Source organism: Arthrobacter sp. ov407 (assembly GCF_900102895.1).
Classification (GTDB): Bacteria; Actinomycetota; Actinomycetes; order Actinomycetales; family Micrococcaceae; genus Arthrobacter.
In genome coordinates, this window is sequence record NZ_FNGD01000003.1 from 14,900 (window position 1) to 32,957 (window position 18,058).

At 65.9% G+C, this 18,058-nt stretch carries 14 protein-coding genes; 2 read left to right on the forward strand and 12 right to left on the reverse strand.

The genetic code is table 11. The annotated features are described in order from the left end of the window. Positions 1–32 precede the first annotated feature (32 nt). The 3 genes from BLS42_RS04575 to BLS42_RS04585 all read right to left on the reverse strand — a co-directional run bounded on the left by BLS42_RS04575 (position 33) and on the right by BLS42_RS04585 (position 4,335). Positions 33–1,031 carry an NADP-dependent oxidoreductase gene (locus BLS42_RS04575; protein ID WP_090577193.1) on the reverse strand — a complete coding sequence of 333 codons (999 nt, stop codon included), beginning with the start codon at positions 1,029–1,031 and terminating at the stop codon, positions 33–35. 389 nt (positions 1,032–1,420) lie between these two features. Continuing rightward, entirely contained in the window at positions 1,421–2,440 is a 1,020-nt protein-coding gene (locus BLS42_RS04580) for a CHAD domain-containing protein (RefSeq protein WP_090577196.1), read from the reverse strand. Beyond that, a complete protein-coding gene (locus BLS42_RS04585; RefSeq protein ID WP_090577199.1) occupies positions 2,440–4,335 on the reverse strand; it encodes an ABC transporter ATP-binding protein in 1,896 nt (631 codons plus the stop codon). The genes BLS42_RS04580 and BLS42_RS04585 overlap by 1 nt, the downstream gene beginning before the upstream one ends. Before the next feature lie 205 nt (positions 4,336–4,540). Here BLS42_RS04585 and BLS42_RS04590 point away from each other — a divergent pair, with 205 nt between their 5' ends. Then, complete coding sequence (locus BLS42_RS04590; RefSeq protein ID WP_090577202.1) at positions 4,541–4,852, forward strand: MmcQ/YjbR family DNA-binding protein; 312 nt, start codon at positions 4,541–4,543, stop codon at positions 4,850–4,852. Between the two features lie 134 nt (positions 4,853–4,986). Here the strand turns inward: BLS42_RS04590 and BLS42_RS04595 are convergent, their stop codons facing one another. The 5 genes from BLS42_RS04595 to BLS42_RS04615 are packed head-to-tail and all read right to left on the reverse strand — an operon-like array spanning position 4,987 to position 11,201. After that, positions 4,987–5,613, reverse strand: a complete 627-nt coding sequence (locus BLS42_RS04595; RefSeq protein ID WP_090577205.1) for a malonic semialdehyde reductase — start codon at positions 5,611–5,613, stop codon at positions 4,987–4,989. A gap of 9 nt (positions 5,614–5,622) precedes the next feature. Continuing rightward, positions 5,623–7,155 (reverse strand): bifunctional 3-(3-hydroxy-phenyl)propionate/3-hydroxycinnamic acid hydroxylase MhpA, encoded by a 1,533-nt coding sequence (locus BLS42_RS04600; protein WP_090577925.1) that lies wholly within the window; start codon positions 7,153–7,155, stop codon positions 5,623–5,625. Positions 7,156–7,204: 49 nt separating this feature from the next. Next, on the reverse strand, positions 7,205–9,094 hold the full coding sequence (locus BLS42_RS04605; protein ID WP_090577928.1) for an acyl-CoA synthetase: 1,890 nt from the start codon (positions 9,092–9,094) through the stop codon (positions 7,205–7,207). 5 nt (positions 9,095–9,099) lie between these two features. Continuing rightward, the gene (locus BLS42_RS04610; protein ID WP_090577208.1) at positions 9,100–10,038 is read right to left on the reverse strand and encodes a fumarylacetoacetate hydrolase family protein; all 939 of its coding nucleotides are present in this window, start codon (positions 10,036–10,038) and stop codon (positions 9,100–9,102) included. Continuing rightward, on the reverse strand, positions 10,035–11,201 hold the full coding sequence (locus BLS42_RS04615) for a VOC family protein (RefSeq protein WP_256336245.1): 1,167 nt from the start codon (positions 11,199–11,201) through the stop codon (positions 10,035–10,037). Before BLS42_RS04615 ends, BLS42_RS04610 begins: the two co-directional genes overlap by 4 nt. Positions 11,202–11,319: 118 nt before the next feature. On the opposite strand from BLS42_RS04615, the gene BLS42_RS04620 reads away from it, so the two are divergent. Then, a complete protein-coding gene (locus BLS42_RS04620) occupies positions 11,320–12,018 on the forward strand; it encodes a TetR/AcrR family transcriptional regulator (RefSeq protein ID WP_090577214.1) in 699 nt (232 codons plus the stop codon). A gap of 44 nt (positions 12,019–12,062) precedes the next feature. Here the strand turns inward: BLS42_RS04620 and BLS42_RS04625 are convergent, their stop codons facing one another. From BLS42_RS04625 to BLS42_RS04635, 4 genes are all read right to left on the reverse strand, one after another. Continuing rightward, a complete protein-coding gene (locus tag BLS42_RS04625) occupies positions 12,063–13,253 on the reverse strand; it encodes a right-handed parallel beta-helix repeat-containing protein (protein ID WP_143019139.1) in 1,191 nt (396 codons plus the stop codon). A 60-nt stretch (positions 13,254–13,313) separates the two neighbouring features. Continuing rightward, the gene (locus BLS42_RS04630) at positions 13,314–14,360 is read right to left on the reverse strand and encodes a zinc-binding dehydrogenase (RefSeq protein WP_090577220.1); all 1,047 of its coding nucleotides are present in this window, start codon (positions 14,358–14,360) and stop codon (positions 13,314–13,316) included. A gap of 169 nt (positions 14,361–14,529) precedes the next feature. Next, a complete protein-coding gene (locus tag BLS42_RS19895; protein WP_143019140.1) occupies positions 14,530–14,712 on the reverse strand; it encodes a hypothetical protein in 183 nt (60 codons plus the stop codon). Positions 14,713–14,816: 104 nt separating this feature from the next. Continuing rightward, positions 14,817–18,038, reverse strand: coding sequence for a bifunctional cytochrome P450/NADPH--P450 reductase (locus BLS42_RS04635; RefSeq protein WP_090577223.1), 3,222 nt, complete (start codon positions 18,036–18,038; stop codon positions 14,817–14,819). Positions 18,039–18,058 lie beyond the last annotated feature (20 nt).

The window sequence follows — 18,058 nt, forward strand, 5'->3', positions numbered from 1 at the left end:
AGTGGTCTGTGAGGTGAATGGCTGCCGGCGGCTCAGGAGGGAAGGGTGACGACGGCTTTGCCGCGGAGGCCGCCCTTGGCCAGCGACTCGAGCGCCTGTGGGGTCTGGGCGAAGTCGAAGACCTGCCCCACGACCGGGCGCAGCACGCCGTCGTCAACCAGGGCGGTGATCTGGCGCAACTGGTCGCCGCTGGCACGCATGAAGAGGAACTCGTAGCTGACGCCGAGCTTCTTCGCCTGCCGCCTGATCCTGCTGCTGAGCCCCGCGATGGCCAGGCGCAGCACAGGGTTAAGACCGGCTTTGCGCGCGAACGCCGGGTCCGGCGGACCGGCGATTCCGATCGCCTTCCCGCCGGGCTTCAGGATCCGCAGTGACTTCACGAGGTTCTCCCCGCCGAGGCTGTCGAGCACCAGATCGTACCCGGTGATGAACTGCTCGAAGTCCTGCGTGCGATAGTCGATCACCGTGTCCGCGCCGAGGTCGCGCACAAAGTCGGCATTGGAGGCACTTGCGGTGGTGGCGACGGTGGCGCCGAGGTGCTTGGCGAGTTGGATCGCGATCGACCCGACCCCGCCGGCCCCGGCGTGAATCAGAACTTTCTGCCCCGGTCGCACGTTGCCTTGCTCAACGAGGGCCTGCCACGCCGTAAGTGCAACCAGCGGTAGCGAGCCGGCCTCCTCCATGCTGATCGATGCGGGTTTCAGTGCCAGATCAGCCTCGGTGATGGCGATGCGCTCGGCGAACGTTCCGATGCGGTCTTTGTCGGGGCGGGCGTAGACCTCGTCACCGGGCTTGAATCCGCGCACCTTCGCCCCGACACGGATGACTGTGCCGGCGACGTCGTTGCCGAGGATCAGCTGAAGCTTGTACGGGAGGATCTGTTTGAACTCACCCAGGCGGATCTTTTCGTCCAATTGGTTGAGCCCAGCTGCCTGGACCTGGACCAGCACATCGCGGTCGCCGACGGTCGGCTCAGGGACGTCTGCTGCCCGTAGCGGCTCCTTGTACTTGGTGACGACGAATGCCCTCATGGCGTGCTGCTCCTCTATGGCGTGCGGTAGGCTAAAAATGAGTTTACTCAATTTTGAGCGTACTCAGAAACATTGTCAAGGAGGACCGTTAGATGCGCGCGTTCATTTGAATGTTCCCGGAGACGTGAGATAGGGAGTTTCGGGCGTCCATCGCCGGGGCCACGTTCCCGCGATGGATCTTGAGGACATTCCATCAGCGGCACCGTCTCGTTCGACGACGACTTCTGAGCCACGGGGAGTGCGCCTCGGTTCCGGCCGCGTCGCGGGGTCAGGCCCGCGACGCGGCCGGAGCTGTCTGGCCTTGGTGGTCGGTTGAAACCGAGCCGACGCTCGGCTGCGGCGGTCCCCTCGACCGCCGGTAACGCTCGAGTTGGCGGCTCTGGTGCGTTTCAGTTCCCGCTCTCGGTCCGCGCGACTGACCTCCCCGGGTCGTACTGGAGGGAGGCGGCGTTGGGCAGCCAGGCGGCCTCGTCGTAGAGGCTGCTTAGCCGGCGCGGAAGCTTCTCCAGAACACGGTCGGTGCGGACCTGCTCCAGGGCGTCCACCAGGTAGTACGTGCTGGTCGGATGACCTTTGGCGGACGCGGCGGAACCGAGCCCTTGCACCACTGGGCGGGTCACGGCCGCGTCCTGGTATTCGCCGAGCAGGTCCTGGAGCTTCTTGGCCTGCTGGCCCAGCCGCCGGGCGGGTTTGCCGACGACGGGGGTGGCGACGTCGATCACGTAGCGGAGTTGCTTGTCGGCCTTGCGGGCGTCGTGCAACGCCTCATCCCGCTCCGTCCCCGCCGGCAGCGCCTGGGCGGCCAGGAGGTGACGGTCGAGCGTGCACAGCGCCTTGGCGATGCTCTTTGGCAGTTCCTCCGCCGCGGGCCGCGCCGCGCGCTCGGTGAAGGGCGGGTCGGCTGGCGGCCAGTCCAGCACCTGACGGAGCGCGGCGTAGCGATCGCTGTCGAGCGTGGCGTGGGTGGTCTGGCTGCTACTGACGGCGAGCTGGTCCAGCTGGGTCCGGGCGTCGTCGAACACCGGGCCAACGATCAACTCCGACGGCAGTGCGTCGTGCTGTCGTTTCAGCTCGATGAGTGTCCTCTGGGTGTCGTTCTCCTCGCCGAGCTGGCGGCCCAGCCACGCCAGCTCGGTGCACACCGGTCGAGTGACCTGCCGATCGAGGATGCGGGAGAAGCCGCGAAGGATGGAACGTAGCTGGCGGATGGCGACCCTCATCTTGGTGATCCCCTTCGGGTCGCCGTCGCGCACCTTGCACTCGGCCTCCCGAAGCGCTCTGGTCTGGGCGAGGAGGGCCTGCAGCACCACCTCGCCGGCCGTGGGCGGGGACGCGGTCGCCGTCTGGTTCTTCGACGACTTGGTGCGGCGGGTGGACGGCTCTCGGGTGTTCGTCGCGGTGGTGGTCATTAGAAGGCTCCGATGGTGGTGAGGCGGGTGCGGTCGGCGGAAGAGTCTGCCGGAACGATCTCGGGCAGCTCGGTGTCCAGGACGCCGCCCCGGCGCAGGTAGACGGTGCGGGTGGCCAGCGCAGTGACCGCGGGCCGATGCGTCGTCGCGATGATCGTGCGGCCTTCGACTAGCCGGCCCAGCGCCTGGACAACGAGTTCCTCGGCGTGAACGTCCAGGCCGGCGGTGGGTTCGTCGAGGAGCACAACGGGGGCGTCGACGAGCAGTGCGCGGGCGATGCCGACGCGCTGGCGCTGCCCGCCGGAAAGCCCGGTCCCGCCGGTGCCGACGGTGGTGTCGAGCCCGTCGGGGAGGTCATCGGCGAACTCGCTGACCAGGGCCGCCGCGGCGGCGGCAGCCACCTCGGCGTCCGTGGCGTCGGGGCGGCCGTAACGGATGTTGTCGACCAGTGTGCCGGAGAACAGGAAGGTGTCCTGCAGGACCATGGCCACCTGCTGGTGCAGCCAGTGCTCCGGGACGTCGGGGACCGAGTGTCCGTCGAGCAGGACCTGGCCGGTGGTGGGACGGTAGAGGCCGCCGATCACGGACAGGAGGGTCGACTTGCCGGCGCCGTTGTCACCGACCAGGGCGATCCGCTCGCCAGGGGTGACGGTCAGGTCGACGTCGGTGAAGACCGGGCCGCGGCCGGTGCCGTAGTCCAGCGTGACCTTGCGCAGCTCGATGCGGCCGTCGACGCGGGCCGGCAGCGGCTCCTCGGCGCCCTGGTGGTCGGTGGGCTGGTCGAGGATGTCGGCGATCCGTTGGGCGGAGGCGGCGCCCTGGGTGAAGCTAGGTGCTAGCTTGGCCAGGGACTTCATCGGCGAGAGCATGGTCTTGAGGTAGCTGGTGATAACCACCAGCACCCCGACCTGCCACCAGCCGTTCAGCGCTCCGTAACCGCCGACGAACAACACCAGCGCGGTGCCCACGGCGGCGACCAACTGCAGGGTGGGGGAGAACTTGGCGCTGACCTTGACCGCGTGCAGCGACAGGCCGAGCACGTTGTCGTTCTGCGTGGCGAACCGCTGGTCCTGCACCCGCTGGCTGCCGAACGCGTGCACGGTGCGGATGCCCATCAGGGACTCGGTGACGAGCCCGGTCAGGTGGCCGGTCGCGGCGCGTTTGCGACGGGCGTACTGCCGGGTCAGGCCGGCGAAGTGGTTGGCCGTCAGGAATACCAGCGGGGCGACCACGAGCCCGATCAGCCCGAGGCGCCAGTCCACCGCGACCATCACGGCGGCGGTGCCGGCCAGGGTGAGCACGGACGGGACGAGGTCGGTGCCCACATCCCGCAGGGTCGATTCCACCGTGGACGTGTCGGAGACGACCCGGCTGGTCAGCTCGCCGACGTTCTGCCGGTCGTGGAAGGCCATCGGCAGCCGCTGGGTGTAGGCGAACACATCCGCGCGGATGCGCGAGGTGATCCGCTGGCCGGACCCGTTCATGTACATGTCGCCCAGGTAGGAGAACATCCCCGCGGCAGCGGTGATCACCACCACGGCGCTCGCCGCGACCAGCAGCATCGCCATCGACGAACCGCCGAACCACCCGGCGACGGCGTGCAGGATCCCGCTCTTGCCCTGTCCGTTGCCTTGGCCCTTGTCCTGGAGCAGGTCGTTGATGACCAGCGCAAGCGGCCAGGGAGCGGCAAGATTGGCGACCATTTGCCCGCCGTTCATCAGCACGCCCAGGACCAGCGACTTTCGCTCGGGCCGGCCGTAGTCCTTGAACCGCCACAGCTCGCGCAGAGTGCTGAGATCCCAGCGCGAACGCCCATCGGCGCCGTGTCTTTGGGGTTTGACTGCGTCGATGTCTTCCGGGCTGGATGGCCGGTCGTCCGTGAAGTGGACGGTCATGGGTTGCTCCTCTGTACAGGGCGGTATGGGCAACGGCGCCGACGATGCGGGATGCACCGCAGAAACATACGTTGTATGGAAGTTCAACCATACAATGTATGGAAGCTAGGCCGCAAGACCGACCGCCTGTGGTCGAAGCAATTTCTGGAAGTCTCTCGGGGGGACAGGCGTTGCCTGGTCAGGGACACCGGTGCCACAGTGAACCATGGCCACAGAGGAAGATGTCCGGCAGATCTGCCGTGGACTGCCGGGGGTTAGCGAGCGGCCCAGTTGGGGCCAGCCGGCATGGTTCGGAAAAACCCTGATGGCACGGATCTGGGAAGACGGCGTCCTCACCGTGAAAACCGAGGAACGGGAAGCACTCGCAGGGACCGGCCCCGACACATACTTCTGGACGCCCCACCACGAACGGTCCCCGAAACTGGTGCTGGTCCGCTTGGAAAGGATCGACGTCGGGGAACTAGACGAGCTGCTGCAGGAGTCGTATCGCTTGGCTGGCGGGGGAGCGGGCAGGTAAGCGCCGGGCCCTCGGTGGAACACGTCCTGCGGCAAAGCACGGGCTCCCCGAGGGGGTCCATGCACCACAAAAGGCAGGGTCTTCTTCATCGCTGCTTCGAAGGAAGAACCCTGCCTGCCGTGGAATGTGGTCAGTTAGATGGTTCGTACGGCGATGTCGGCTGAGAGGCGGGGCAGGCGTGGGAACCAGGCGTTCTCGCCCGGTTCCCCGACGTTGACCAACATGAACGCCCGGTGAGTGGTGCCGGCGTTGAAGTCAGCGTCGACGCCGGCGGCGTCGAATCCACCCATGGGGCCTGCATGGAGTCCGACTGCGCGGACCGCCATGATGAAAATCCCGGATTGGAGCCAGGCGTTGTTCTTGCCGATTTCGGCGCGTGTGATTCTGTCGCCGTCGAACATTGCTTTGCGTTCGGGTGCGGGCGGGAAAAACGTCGGGAAATGTTCGTGCCAGTCGCTGTCATAGGACAGCACCGCGACTGCCGGAGCGGTGCGGGTCTTCTCCTGGTTGCCTTCGGCCAGGTGCGAGGCAAGGCGTTCGCGGGCTTCGGGTGACTGGACCCAGGTGATGCGCAGCGGCTGGTTGTTCATCATCGTGGGGCTCATCTTCGTCAACTCGTAGATCGCGGCCAACGTGTCGGCTGAGACTGGTTTGGAGGAGAAGCTATTGGCGGTCCGCGCTTCGAGGAAGAGCCGTTGGGTGCTGTCGGAATCGATGGCGAGAGTGTCGTCGATCGTGGCTTGGGTTGTCGTCGGGTTCATGGTGTTCCTTTAGTTTTCGGGTAGGGGAGCGGTTGACGTGAACGACGGCAGGCGGGTGAGGCTTCCAGCGACGGAGTCGGAGGTGAACATCACGGCGCGATCCGGGCGGATAACCGCAGCAGCGATCTGGTGTCGGACGAGCCACTGGTGGAGCTCAGATCCGGGGTCGGGGACGACGGGCGCCGCGCCCTTGTGCAGGATCTGTTCGTGCTCCTCGGGAGTGATCGCGAGGGCCAGCAGCGCGAATCCGTCTCCGGCGACGTCATCGAATCGCCTGGCGTCCGGGGTGACCGAGGTGCGGGAGTTGGGGAAGAGACGTCCGACGGCGGAGGTGCGGGCGAGTGCCGAGAGCCGAGAGCCCAGGGGGATAGCTGTCCATGACTGTGCCGGAAGGCCTGCCACGAGGTGCAGGCCCGGTGCGAAAAACCTCCGCAGGGCCGTACCGACGCGACCACCCGCGGTCATGGTGAGACCGAACAGCTTTGCGACGGTGATGGTTCTTCTCGCGTGCCGCTTGCGCTCGGTCTGGTAGCTGGCCAGCGTGGTTGCGGGGAGGTCGCCGGCAAGCACACCGGCGAGCTTCCAGGCCAGGTTCATCGCGTCTCGGAGTCCCGCCCCCATGCCCTGACCTATAAAGGGAGGACTCAGGTGAGCGGCGTCGCCGAGGAGGAAGACCCGGCGGTCGCGCCACTTGCTGGCGACCTGGGCGCGGAAGGTGTAGTCGGCGACCCGGATCACGCGCAGATCGTCCAACGGGACGTCGCCGGTCCAGGGCCGGATCAGCGGATGGAGCGCATCTATCGTCGCAAAGTCGGCGGCAGTCTCGTCAGGCAGCAGCCGGAACTCCCAGCGGTAGCGGACCTCTCCGACGCGCATGTAGGTACCGGCGCGGTGGGAGTCGCACAGCTGGTGGATGCCTTCCCACTGGTTCAGTTGCGCCGAAGTGTCGATGTCGACAACCAGCCAGCGCTGTTCGAAGCCCAGGTCCTCCATCTCCGCGCCGATGGTCCCCCTCACCATGCTGCTGGCGCCGTCGCAGCCGAGGACGTGGCTGGCACGGACCGACTCGCGTGCCCCTGTGGCACGATCCGTGAAGTCCACCTGGACTTCCGCGTTGCCTTGGGTCACACGGAGAACCTCGACATTTCCGCGCAGCGTCACCGTAGGCATGATCCGGAGATTGTTGCGCATGAGCTGCTCGAGGTCCGGTTGATCAAACATGTTCGCTTGGGGATAACCGTGGGCGCCGCCATCGGCCGGTCGGCGGAACTCCGCGAGCACTCGGTGGTCGGGTGCGAGCAAACGTAGCCCGTGTGCAGGGCGGCTGAGCCCAGCGAATTGCGTCCCCACGCCTAGACGGTTGAGGATGCGATAGACCTCGTCGTCGAGATGCACCGCCCGTGGTAGCGGGTAGACGCCCTCCCGGCGTTCCAGGACGAGGCACTCGATGCCGTACTGGCCGAGTAGGGTGGCGACAGCCAGCCCGGAAGGGCCAGCGCCGACCACGACCACCGGCGGCGCGCCGTCGTTGTGGGCGCTCATACTCTTGCCGCCGTAAAACATCCAGCCAGCGCTATCGTGGGGACGGTGATCATCGTTCCGCCTTTCGGGTGGGCCGGTGCGTGATCCGCCATCGGACGCCGTACTCGTCGAGGGCGCACTTGACGGCCGCATGCGATGCCTCGTCAGCACCCACGGTGACGACAATCGTGCCGTCCTCGATCTCGGTCTCCACGGCGTGAACGGCGGCGATCTCCTGCAATGTCTCGCTCAGCGCTACCCTGGTGGCGTCCGCCCGGAGCGCGAGCTTGTAAAGTTTGCCGACGGCAGTGACCGGAAGCTGGTCGACGATTGTGACCGACTTCGGCGAGGACGCTCGTTCCCCGACCCGGTCGTCCGCCCATCGGATCAGGTCCTCGGTCCTGGTGGTCGCACCCGCAGCCAACGTTACGTAGGCGACAGGTACCTCTCCCGCATGCCGGTCTGGTCTGCCGACCGCCGCTGCTCCCGTCACGTCCGGGTGGGTGAGGAGGGCGTCCTCGACGATTGCCGGGTCGATGTTGTGGCCGCCTCGGATGATCAGATCCTTGGCCCGACCGGTGAGCTGGACAAATCCGTCCTCATCGACCTGTCCGAGGTCGCCGGTGTCAAGCCAGCCGTCCCGCAGTTTGCCTAGGCCGTCGAGCAGGATGCCGTCGGGGCCGTTGCCGATGACGTAGCCGGGAAAGACCGTCGGGCCCTTGATCACCAGCTGGCCTCTTACGCCTGGTCCGACATCATGCCAGTGTCCGGCGTCGTCGACGTGCACCGACTTGATCTCTTGGTAGGGCAGCCGGCAGCCGAGCGAACTCGTGGTGGCGCCTGGGAAGCTTCGGACGCTGACGCACGTCGCTTCCGTCAGGCCGTAACCTTCGATGAGGGCGACGCCGGTGGCTGTCTCGAAGCCGGAACGCACGGCCGGGGGCAAGGGGCTGGCTCCGACCATGGCGTGGCGCAGGCTGCTGATGTCGGCGTTCACGGGGGACGCGGCGAGCGTGGCGTACACGGTTGGGACGGCGCTCATGGCCGTAAGCCGGTGGTGCTCGACCAGCTTCCAAAAGACGCCGTAGAGGGCAGGATCGCGGTAGCCCAGCGGTCCGGACCATACGACGGACTGGCCCTTGAAAAGGGGAGCGAGGACGGTCACCACGAGAGCATTGACGTGGAACAACGGCAGGGCGGCGAAGTACACGGCGTCCTCGTCGGGGAAGTCGTTGGCTGCGAGCATCCAAGCGTCGGCGACCTCGTTGGCTTGGGTGTGTGCCGCCAGTTTCGGGGTGCCGGTCGTGCCGCCAGTGTGGAAGAGCGCCGCCAGATCGCCTGGTCCGGGCTGATCGCCGTGGAACTGCTCGGACGACGCGTTTGCTGCCCGGCGTGTCAGGTAGTCAACGCTTGCGGATCCGACGGTCGAGGCCGGTCCGGCGGGTGACTGCCCGGTCGGTGACATGAGGAGCACATAGTCCACCAGGCCCTTCCTCGCGAGGCTGAAAGCGGCCTCGGTGACGACGGGATCGAGATCGGGTCCGGCCGCCACCAGCACACGCGCGCCCGAGCGCTGGAGCAGCTCGGCGATGTGGTCCCCGGACAAGCCGGGGTTGATCGGGACGGCGATTCCGGCAGTCTGGGCGGCCAGAGTCGCGGAGATGAGTTCCTGGCAGTTGGGCGAGAGCAAGGCCACCGTGTCCTGGCGGCCGACCCCGATTTCTGTCAGCAGGTTCGCTGTCCGGTTCACATTGGCGAGAAGCTCAGCGAACGTCAGCTTGACGGGTTCCTGCCAGCGCTCGGTGTTCCGAAGTACTGCCGCTGCCGTCCGGTCCGGCCAGAGCCGGGCGGCTCGGCATAGCAGCTCGTACGTCGATGCCGGAAGTCCGCGTTCGGAGAGGGGGGTCCTCTCGATCTCGACGACGTCGCCGGGGCACGAGTACCGCGGCCAGAGAGGCATGCCGTTCACCGGGCGTCCCTCACCGTCGTGCGCTGGCGCCCCAGATCGATCTTCCCGTCGTCGGTGCTGATGGCGATCTCGATGACGTCACCGCTCTTGAGGTATTTCGGATTGCGGCCCTGGGCCTTGAAGAACAGGCGCCACTTGGTGGCCCGGGGGAGCAGATTGCTGATGATCTCGACTGGCTTCGGTGGTGCGCTCAGTGCGGTGCCGACAGGGGTGCCTGTCAGGACCAGGTCGCCCGGGGAGAGGTGCTGGAAGCGGGTGAGCGCCCGCAGCGCCTCGACGGGGAGGTAGATCATGTCGGCCACCGTCATGTCCTGACGGACCTCGCCGTTTACCCACAGCCGCAACCGCAGCTCACCAAAGCGGCTCCAGTCCTCGGCGTCGAAGAGCACAAGCGTCGGTCCGGTGGGCGTAAAGCTCGGGTAGGACTTGGACTCGTAGAACTGGGTCTTCGGGAGTTGCAGGTCGCGGGCCGAGATGTCGTTGGTGATCACGAGCCCAGCGACGTAATCGGCGATCGTGTCATCGGTGATGTCAGAGCCGACCGGGGTCTCCTGGCCCATCACGAGGCCGATCTCAGCCTCGTAGTCGAGGAACCGCACGTGCGCGGGCCGGACGACGTCGTCATGGGGCCCGCTGATCGAGCCCGAGGACTTGCGGAAGAAGGTCAGCGGGATCTTCTTAGGATCCATGCCGGCGTCCCTCACGTGCGAGGCGAAGTTCGTCATCTGGGCCACCACGCGGCACGGCACTGTGATCGGCGAGATCAGGTCCAGGTTTTCCACCGGCACAGTTTCGCCGCCGCCGATCGCGGCTTGGATGGCCGCCCGATCGGCGATCAGCTCGCCCGTGGTGGTCGCAGGAGTGGCGATACGGGCGGCACCGGTGGGCGTGTGGACCCACCAATCGTCGGCGGTACGCAGGATGGAGACGGTCATGAGGTGGCTACTTTCATCAGGCCGCGCAGGCGCGCGAAATCGAACTCGTTGTCGTCGCGGAGCGCGGCGACCATCGAGGCCAGTTCACGCAGCGACTCTCGCCCAGGGGCCATACCGAGGAAATCCTTGCTGGCCGGAGGGCCCCACTGGGCGAGATTGGACGCGGACATTTGTGCCCACCCGGGCTCGAGGGTGCAGTCGAACATGTCCCCATCGGTGAAGTGCTCGACCAGGAAGCCGTTGGGATCGCGCCAGTAGTCGAAGATTTGGCTGCCCTGGATGTGGCGGCCGATCCCCCACGAACGGTGGTAGCCGAGGTCGTGCAGAAGCTCACCGCCGGCGGCCAGGGCGTCGATGTCAGCCACCTGGTATGCCGAGTGCACGTAGCGATTCGTCGGTCCCAGCGTCATCGCGATGGTGTGATGATCGGTTGGTGTCGAACCCCGGTCGCAGCGGATGAAGCTCATTGTCGGACCGCGCTCACGCTGGCCAGGGTAATAGAGGAAGTCACTGACGATCAGGCCGAGGTGCTCCAGGTACCAGTCGAGCGTTTCACGGTACTTTGTGCTCTGCAGCACGACGTGACCGAGGCGCTGAACCGTCGCTGGTTGACGCAGTGGCCGCTGGGTCTGGTTGACCCGAGCCAGCTCGTGGCCGACGTTGAACGTCAGGGGCGTCTGGGCCGGCAGCGACGGGAGTTTGTGCGTGTCTGCGACGACGCGAATCGCGGCGCCGCTCGGATCCACGAGGTCGACCCCTATGCCACCGATCGTCTCCGGTAGTTTTTTCGGGGTCGTGCCGGTCGCGTTAGCCAGGCGAAGGACGTCCGAGGCCTCGGCCGCAGTGAACGCGGCGCCCAGGTATTTTGATCTCGGTCCGCGCCGTACGATCACGCACGGAGCTCCGGTGTCGGTGCCCCGGAGGTGCAGCTCGTCAGCGGTGCGCAGGCTCGTGGCGAACCCGAAGGCGTGCGCGAAGGTCTCAGCAGCGAGCAGGTCTGGCTTCTGGAACTCGAGCCAGGCGATGTCATGCACCTTGATGATCGGGTTCGCCGCCCGTCCGCGGTGCTCGCCTCGCAGCGCCCCTTGCTCGCTGTGCAGGTCAGTGTGCAAGTCACTGTGGGTCCCAGGGTGGTCATGGTGGTCGTTCATGAATGGCCTCACTTTCTGAATATATATTCGGTTATGAAGATATCGTCAGTCAAGAGTAGTTGAAGATTTCTTCACTATTGATGGCGCGCTGGTAGGATTCCTATGACCGGATGACCTCAAGGAGCCAGCGATGACCCAAGCCCTAGCCTCGTCCCCGGAACCAACCCGGTCCCATCGACGGAAGGCGCGGACTCGCGCCGCGTTGGTCCGCGCGGCACAGTCCTTCCTGGCTCAAGGACAGACCAACACGCCGGTGACGGAGATCACTCAGGCCGCCGACGTTGGGATCGGCTCCTTCTACAACCACTTTGAGTCGAAAGAGCAGCTGTTCGAGGCAGCGGTCGAGCACGTCATGGACCTCCTAGGCGCGGTCCTCGACGAGCTCACCACCAACGTCGACGACCCCGCCGTCGCGTTTGCGACCAGCTTCCGGTTGACCGGTCGCTTCCACCGCCGGGAACCTCAGCTCAGCAAGGTGATCCTGCACAACGCCCTCGACCTCCTGGGCGCGCAGAAAGGGCTGACGCCGCGTGTCCGGCGTGACATCGAGGCCGGCGTCGCATCCGGTCGGTTCACAATGACAGACGTCGACGTCGCGGTGGTGTGCGCCGTCGGCGCGGCAACCTTTCTCGGACAGCTCATCCATGCCGAACCGGACCGCGACGACGCCGAGACGACGGATCGGGCGGCCGAGGCGCTCCTGCGAATGCTGGGTGTGTCTGCCAACGAAGCGCGTGCAATATGTCGCAGTCCACTTCCTGAACTCCATACTGCCGGACTGCGCGGTGCCGACGACGAGGCGACAGCGAACGGGGACGCTGCCCGCTGAATTGCCCGACCTCGGGATGCGGACGGACAACGACCGTCGCCATATTAATCGCGCTCTGGAGATTCTGGCGCTTTCCGAGTTTCGAGCTTTTGGAGGCCGCCCGCAAATTGGCAGTTGTGAATTAAGAGTTCGGTGAAGTCAAACCCGCTCATTTCTTCACTGCCTGCAAATATGTTCTTGTCGAAGGTGCAGTTGATGAATGACAAGGATTTGGGCCGCTGATACGTGGCGAAGCTAAAGCTGCCGTCTTCAAATCGGCAGTCTTTGAAGGTTAGGGACAGGGCATCGCGGCTTTGTTCGACATTTTCAAATTTTGTTCCGCTGAAAGTGCAGCGGTTGAAGTCGATTCGACCGCGACCACTGCCGTTTTCGTCGATGCTGTATCTGATGCTGCCGCCATGAAACACGGAGTCCTGGAAGAGAAGATTGCCCAGGTCCAACTGAAGATCGGTCAGGTCGACGCTGCCGGCTGCCATGTACCACCTGATCATGAAGCCGATGTCATAGTCTCCACGCTCCTCGGCACGAACGCCTCGAAGGTCCAACTGTGCGCCATTGACGTATAGGTCGGAAATGTTGGACGGAGCGTGATATGCCATGTTGATGCGCAGCCCCCAGTACCGTCCCTCCGCGAGCCCTGCCTTTAAGCGGCCGAGGATCGTCGCGCTAATGAGCGAGCCTACATTCGAAAGATTATCTTTGTCCTTCTTCGCCAGTCTTAGAAATTCAGTCAAAAGACTGACACAGTTTTGCCGCTCAACTTCGTTACGCTGCTCAAACCATTCATCGGTCAGGGACTCGATTGAATGGACGCCAGCAATGGCAAGGGGGAGTTTCTTGCTCCCCAGCTGTTCTGCTGCAAGTGAGTAACGGTCCCTGAGGGCGGAGACCACCTCGGTATCATGCTGCCGTTGCTGTAGTTCCAAAAGGCTGTTGGTGATCGAGAGATTTTCCTCTGTCGCCCTTTGACGCCGGTAGGTGAGGAGAAGCGTCACACCAACACCGAGCGCAGCCGCTGCTGTCACGGCGTTACGAAGAACGCCGGACTGTTGATCAGTCGTCAGCGTCTGCTGATTTCCCAAGGGTGTCAGACTCTGCGTGGTGTAGGCGGCAAAGACGTACGATAGCGCCGCGACCAAGGCTAGAGAGGCGAGAAACCCGAGTAGAACCAGCCCCCACAGGCTGACCTTTTCCTTCGAAGCAGCCACCGGGGACTCGTGACGTTTCCTAGACATGGCATCCTCGATTGTCTCGAATGTTGAGGGAAGTGGTCTTGATGAACATCTGTTCAGGTGTCAGGGCACCAGGATGAAGCGGATCGGGTCGCCGATCTTGTTCGCCAACCGGTTGACCGCGTCGGCGGCCTCGGCGAGCGGGAAGTGGTCGGTGATCGAGGGCGCGAGGTCTAGACGGCCGACCTCGGCCAGCCGGACCAGTTCGCTGACGGACTCGGGGGTGCCGCCGTAGTGGCCGCGTACCTGCTTGCCGAGGTAGTTGAAGGTCAGGCCCTCGGTGATGGTGAGGGGCCTGGGGCTGATGCCGACCAGGATGAGGGCGCCGTTGAGGCCGAGTACGGAGGCGGCCTGCTCTCGGACGGCGGGCACGCCGGCGCAGTCGAAGGCGAAGTCCAGGCCTCGTCCGCCCGTAGCCGTGCGGATGTGGTCGGCGAAGTCGTCGGCTGCGGGGTCCAGGGCAAAGTCCGCACCGAAGGCCAGGGCACGCTCGCGGGCGCTGGGCAGCGGGTCGACGGCGATGACCGGCGCGGCGCCGGCCATGCGGGCGACGCGGACGTTGTGGGCGCCGACTCCGCCGACGCCCCAGATGCCGACGGACTGAGCGGGGCGCACCCCGGCGGTGGCAACGACGGCGGCGTAGGGGGTGGAAACCGCGTCGGGAATGATCGCAGCCTGATCGAAGGGGAGGTTGTCGGGGATGGGGATGAGCGTGTCCTCGCGGGCGAGGGTGTACTGGGCCCAGCCGCCGTCGTAGTCAATGCCGGCGGTGAGCATCTGGGTACAGGGGCGGCGGCGCACGCAGCCGGCGCACTGGCCGCAGGTCTTGCCGGCCTCAAGGGTAACGCGGGTGCCGACGGCCAGGCCGCGCTTGAGGTCAGGACCGAGGGTGTGGATCACCCCGGCGACCTCGTGGCCGACGGTGACCGCGTCGGAGGTGGCGAACAGCGGGACGAGGGAACCGTCGAGCAGGTGGACGTCCGACAGGCAGACACCTGCGGCCTTCACCTCGATCAGGATTTCACCCGGCCCCGGAACGGGGATGGGGACCTCCTCCACGGCGAACTTCTTGCTGTCCAGGTGGAAGCGTGCGGCGAGCATGGTATGCATGGTGATCTGCTTTCTCTGAGCGGCATTTCCTGGCGGTTCGGGCCGATGGCTGCCGTGTGGTTGGGGTGTTTCGCAATCGGGTGGTGGCCGGGAAGGTGCGGTGTCGGGTCCGCCGCACCCGCCCGGCGTCTGGGGGGATCAGGCGAGTGTTTGGGCCCCGCCGCGGTTTTCAGTCAGCTGCGGTCTCGCAGTACCAGCCCGCCCATGGCGTATGGGTCAGCTCGCAAGCCTGCCGGTGCTGAAGGTGAGCAGGTGCAAGTTGCGGTGGCGGTAATGTCGTTGCATCGGTTTTGCCGATGGCTGTCAGGATGCCTTCTTGAGGGGCGGCCGTGGCCTGGGTTTCCGTCGCCATGGTGACTCCTTTGTTGATTTGCTGAGTGGTGTGTTTGGCCGGTGAGTGGTGGCCGGGAGGGTGCGGGATTTCGGGACCACCGCAACCTCCCGGCGTCTGGGGTATTAGGCGAAGACGTCCTGTTGGTAGCGCGCATCGGCCTCGAGCTGGGCGAGCCACTGCTGGGCGGCCTCGTCGTCGCTGCCGGTCCGCTCGCGGTAGATCGCCGCGAGGGCCTCGCGCACGGCGGGCGCCATGCGGCGGCCGTCACCGCAGACGTAGATGTACGCGCCGTCTTCGATGGCCTGCCACAGCGTGTCGGCGGCGTTGGTGATGGCGTTCTGGACGAACCGGGCCGGGTGGCCGGTCACCGCGGAGTAGGCGGTGTGTACTTGGGCGATCCCGGCCTGCTCCCAGTCCTGCATCTCCTGCCGGTAGAAGTAGTCGTGCTCCGGGTGACGGCAGCCGACGAAGACCTGCGACAGTCCCACCTCAGTGCCGTTCTCGTGCTGCGACTCGCGTTCCTCCAGGAAGCCGCGCAGTGGCGCGATGCCGGTGCCGGGGCCGATGAGGATCAGCGGCGTGGCGGGGTCGGCCGGCGGGGCGAAGGTCGGGGAGGGCACGCGCACGTAGCCGTAGAAGACGTCCCCGGGCTCAAGGCCACCGATGTACGACGAGCAAGTGCCCCGGTACTGGCCGTCACCGGACCGGGCCGGGCCTTCCAGCAGGCCAACGGTCAGGCGCACGTGGCCGGGGTTGGCCAGCGGGGCGGAGGAAATGGAGTAGAACCGCGGGCGGATCGGGCCCATCATGTCCAGGAAGACCGCCAGCGGCAGCTCTACCGCCCGGAAGCGCTCCAGCAGGCCCAGCACGGAGACCCGCTTGCCCAGGATCTCAGTCTGATAGCGCTCCTCGGATTCGGCGGTGTCGGCCGTGTAGGCCTGCAGCTGCGGTCGGGTCCACGGGCACTCAGTGTGCTCAGCCAGCGTCCGCATCTGAGAGCGGGTGGCCACGTCCTGCAGCTCGAGGAAATCGGTGAGCAGTAGTCCTGCCGTCACAGGGGTGCCCACAGGGAGGTGGGTGCGGCCGCCGGCGGGCAGCTCCAGGCGCAGGACCTGATCGCGGTCGACGCCGAGCCCCGCGAGGGCGCGGTTCACCAGGGCCGGTTCGTTCTTGGCGAAGACGGCCAGATGGTTGCCCGTCTCGTAGGTGACACCCTCCGGCAGCCCGATGGTGATGGACTTCGCCGATGGGCGCGGCGGCTCGAGGCTGAAGTCCCACAGGCCGGTCGCGTCGGCCACGAGTTCCTCGTTGGCCACCACCGTGAGGGGGTAGGCCTGCTCGGAGACGATCGCGGGGCGCACGTCCGCCTCGGTGAGCAACTGCACCTGGAAGCGCGGACTGCTCGCCTCGGAGGTGTCGGCGGCGTACTCCTCGGCCAGGGTGGCCCACAGGGTTTCCATCCAGCGGGTGGCCATGCCGTCGAAGTCACCGGCGGCATCCGCGGCGCCGCGCTCGATGACGGGGGTGGCGCCGGCTGCCAGCAGGCCTCCTTCGATCCGCTTGGGGAAGCCCTGGTAAGTGGCCACCCACTGGGTGTTGCCGGCCCCCAGCAGTGCGAACCGCACGTCCGACAGCGAACCCTCCGGGAGTCCGGCGGCGAGCAGGTCGTCGAAACGCTGCGCGTTGTCCGGGGCCTTGCCGTTGTAGCTGGAGGCCACCACGACAAGCAGGCCCTCGGTGGGCAGGTTGTCGCCCAGCTCGTCCAGACCGATCAGCGTGGTGCCAAAGCCGGAGCGCTCACTGCGGTCGGCGATAGTGCGCGCCAGGTCCTCGCACGAGCCGAGGCTGGAGCCGTAGGCGACGGTCAGGTTCACCCCGACACCGCTGACCGCGGCCTGCGCCCGCGTGTCACCGGTCTGCACGTCCACTGCGCCGAACGCGGTCCGCTCGTGCTCCTGACGGGACCGCACTTCCAGTTCGAAGCCGCCGGGCTTGCGCGTCAGCGCCTCCTGGACATCCATCTTGTAGTCGTTGGTGTCGGCGAACTTGAACTTCTGCAGCACCAGTGCGAGGGCCAAACGGGCCTCGGTGAGCGCAAACTGCCGGCCGATACAAGCACGCACGCCGTTGCCGAACGGCTTGTAGGCGTGCGGGTGGTGGTTGACCCGGTTCTCCGGCAGCCACCGGTTGATGTCGAACTCCTCCGGCCGGTCCCACGCCTTGGGGTGGGTGTGCAGCGGGCCCTCGAGGATGTTGACCCGCGCTCCCTTCTTCAGCTCGTAGCAGCCGCCGATGACGGTGTCCTCCAGAGGGGACTTGCCGATCATCGGGATGGGAGCCCACAGGCGCAGGGTCTCCTCGAGGATGCGCGGGATCACGTCCATCTGCATGATCGTGTCGTAGTCCGGGACCGTGTCGCCCGGCAGCAGTCGGTCCACCTCGGCGTAGGCCTGGGCCAGCACGTGCGGGTTACGCATCAGCGAGTACGTGGCGAACGACAGTAGACCACTGGTGGTCTCGTGACCGGCGATCAGGAATGTCACCACCTGGTCACGGACGTTGTCGTCGTCCAGCCCCTTGCCGGTCTCCGGGTCGGTGGCCTCCAGCATCAGACCCAGCAGGTCATCCTCAGCAGTGCTCTTTCCCTCACGGCGCTCCTTGATCACACTCTCGACCAGGTCTCGCATCAGCTGGATGTTCGCGCGGTAATTCTTGTCATCGGCCTTGCGCAATTTGGTCATCATCGGCAGCTCCTGCGTGCGCCGCAGCGACTCAACCAGCGCCTCCAGCAGCGCGTTGAGGAAGGGGTGCAGATCCTCCTTGGCGAAAGAGTCGAACCGGTAACCGAATCCCGAAAGGGCGATGGTGTCCAGGGTCAGCCGGGTGTAGTCGTCGGTGATGTTGACCGACTGGCCCTCCCTGCGGTCCCACTTGCCCACCAGGTTCTGGGCTATCTCCAGCATCTGCCCGTAGTAGCCCTTCATCGCCCGCTGGCTGAAGGCCGGAAGAAGGACTCGGTGTGCTGCGCCCCATTCCTCCTCGTGCTGGTGGGCCGTGAACAGGCCGGCGCCCGTGAAGTCGCGGACATGGGCCAGCGGCGTCTTGTCGATCTGCTTGAAGAACCGGGTCTCGTCGCAAACCTCTGCCACCAGGTCCGGGTCCCAGACGAAGACCTGCTCGATGCCGGCGATCTCCATGCTGTAGAGCCCCTCGGGGAACTGCTTGGACAGTTCGCCGAAGTACTCCACCGGGTTGGTGCTGGGGATCTGCGGTGTGTGGCCGAAGAGCGGGACCCCGCGCGGAGACCGGATGGGTCGCGGGTCGTTCTTGGACTGTGTGGTCATGGGTTGCTCCTTGTGCAGGG

What these genes read in the sequence shown, in the direction of transcription:
- BLS42_RS04595 (WP_090577205.1), bottom strand. Translation starts at nt 5,613, where the DNA reads ATGAACCCGACGACAACCCAAGCCACGATCGACGACACTCTCGCCATC.
- BLS42_RS04620 (WP_090577214.1), top strand. Translation starts at nt 11,320, where the DNA reads ATGACCCAAGCCCTAGCCTCGTCCCCGGAACCAACCCGGTCCCATCGA.
- BLS42_RS04610 (WP_090577208.1), bottom strand. Translation starts at nt 10,038, where the DNA reads ATGACCGTCTCCATCCTGCGTACCGCCGACGATTGGTGGGTCCACACG.
- BLS42_RS04600 (WP_090577925.1), bottom strand. Translation starts at nt 7,155, where the DNA reads ATGAGCGCCCACAACGACGGCGCGCCGCCGGTGGTCGTGGTCGGCGCT.
- BLS42_RS04630 (WP_090577220.1), bottom strand. Translation starts at nt 14,360, where the DNA reads ATGCATACCATGCTCGCCGCACGCTTCCACCTGGACAGCAAGAAGTTC.
- BLS42_RS04580 (WP_090577196.1), bottom strand. Translation starts at nt 2,440, where the DNA reads ATGACCACCACCGCGACGAACACCCGAGAGCCGTCCACCCGCCGCACC.
- BLS42_RS04625 (WP_143019139.1), bottom strand. Translation starts at nt 13,253, where the DNA reads ATGTCTAGGAAACGTCACGAGTCCCCGGTGGCTGCTTCGAAGGAAAAG.
- BLS42_RS04585 (WP_090577199.1), bottom strand. Translation starts at nt 4,335, where the DNA reads ATGACCGTCCACTTCACGGACGACCGGCCATCCAGCCCGGAAGACATC.
- BLS42_RS19895 (WP_143019140.1), bottom strand. Translation starts at nt 14,712, where the DNA reads ATGGCGACGGAAACCCAGGCCACGGCCGCCCCTCAAGAAGGCATCCTG.
- BLS42_RS04590 (WP_090577202.1), top strand. Translation starts at nt 4,541, where the DNA reads ATGGCCACAGAGGAAGATGTCCGGCAGATCTGCCGTGGACTGCCGGGG.
- BLS42_RS04605 (WP_090577928.1), bottom strand. Translation starts at nt 9,094, where the DNA reads ATGCCTCTCTGGCCGCGGTACTCGTGCCCCGGCGACGTCGTCGAGATC.
- BLS42_RS04635 (WP_090577223.1), bottom strand. Translation starts at nt 18,038, where the DNA reads ATGACCACACAGTCCAAGAACGACCCGCGACCCATCCGGTCTCCGCGC.
- BLS42_RS04575 (WP_090577193.1), bottom strand. Translation starts at nt 1,031, where the DNA reads ATGAGGGCATTCGTCGTCACCAAGTACAAGGAGCCGCTACGGGCAGCA.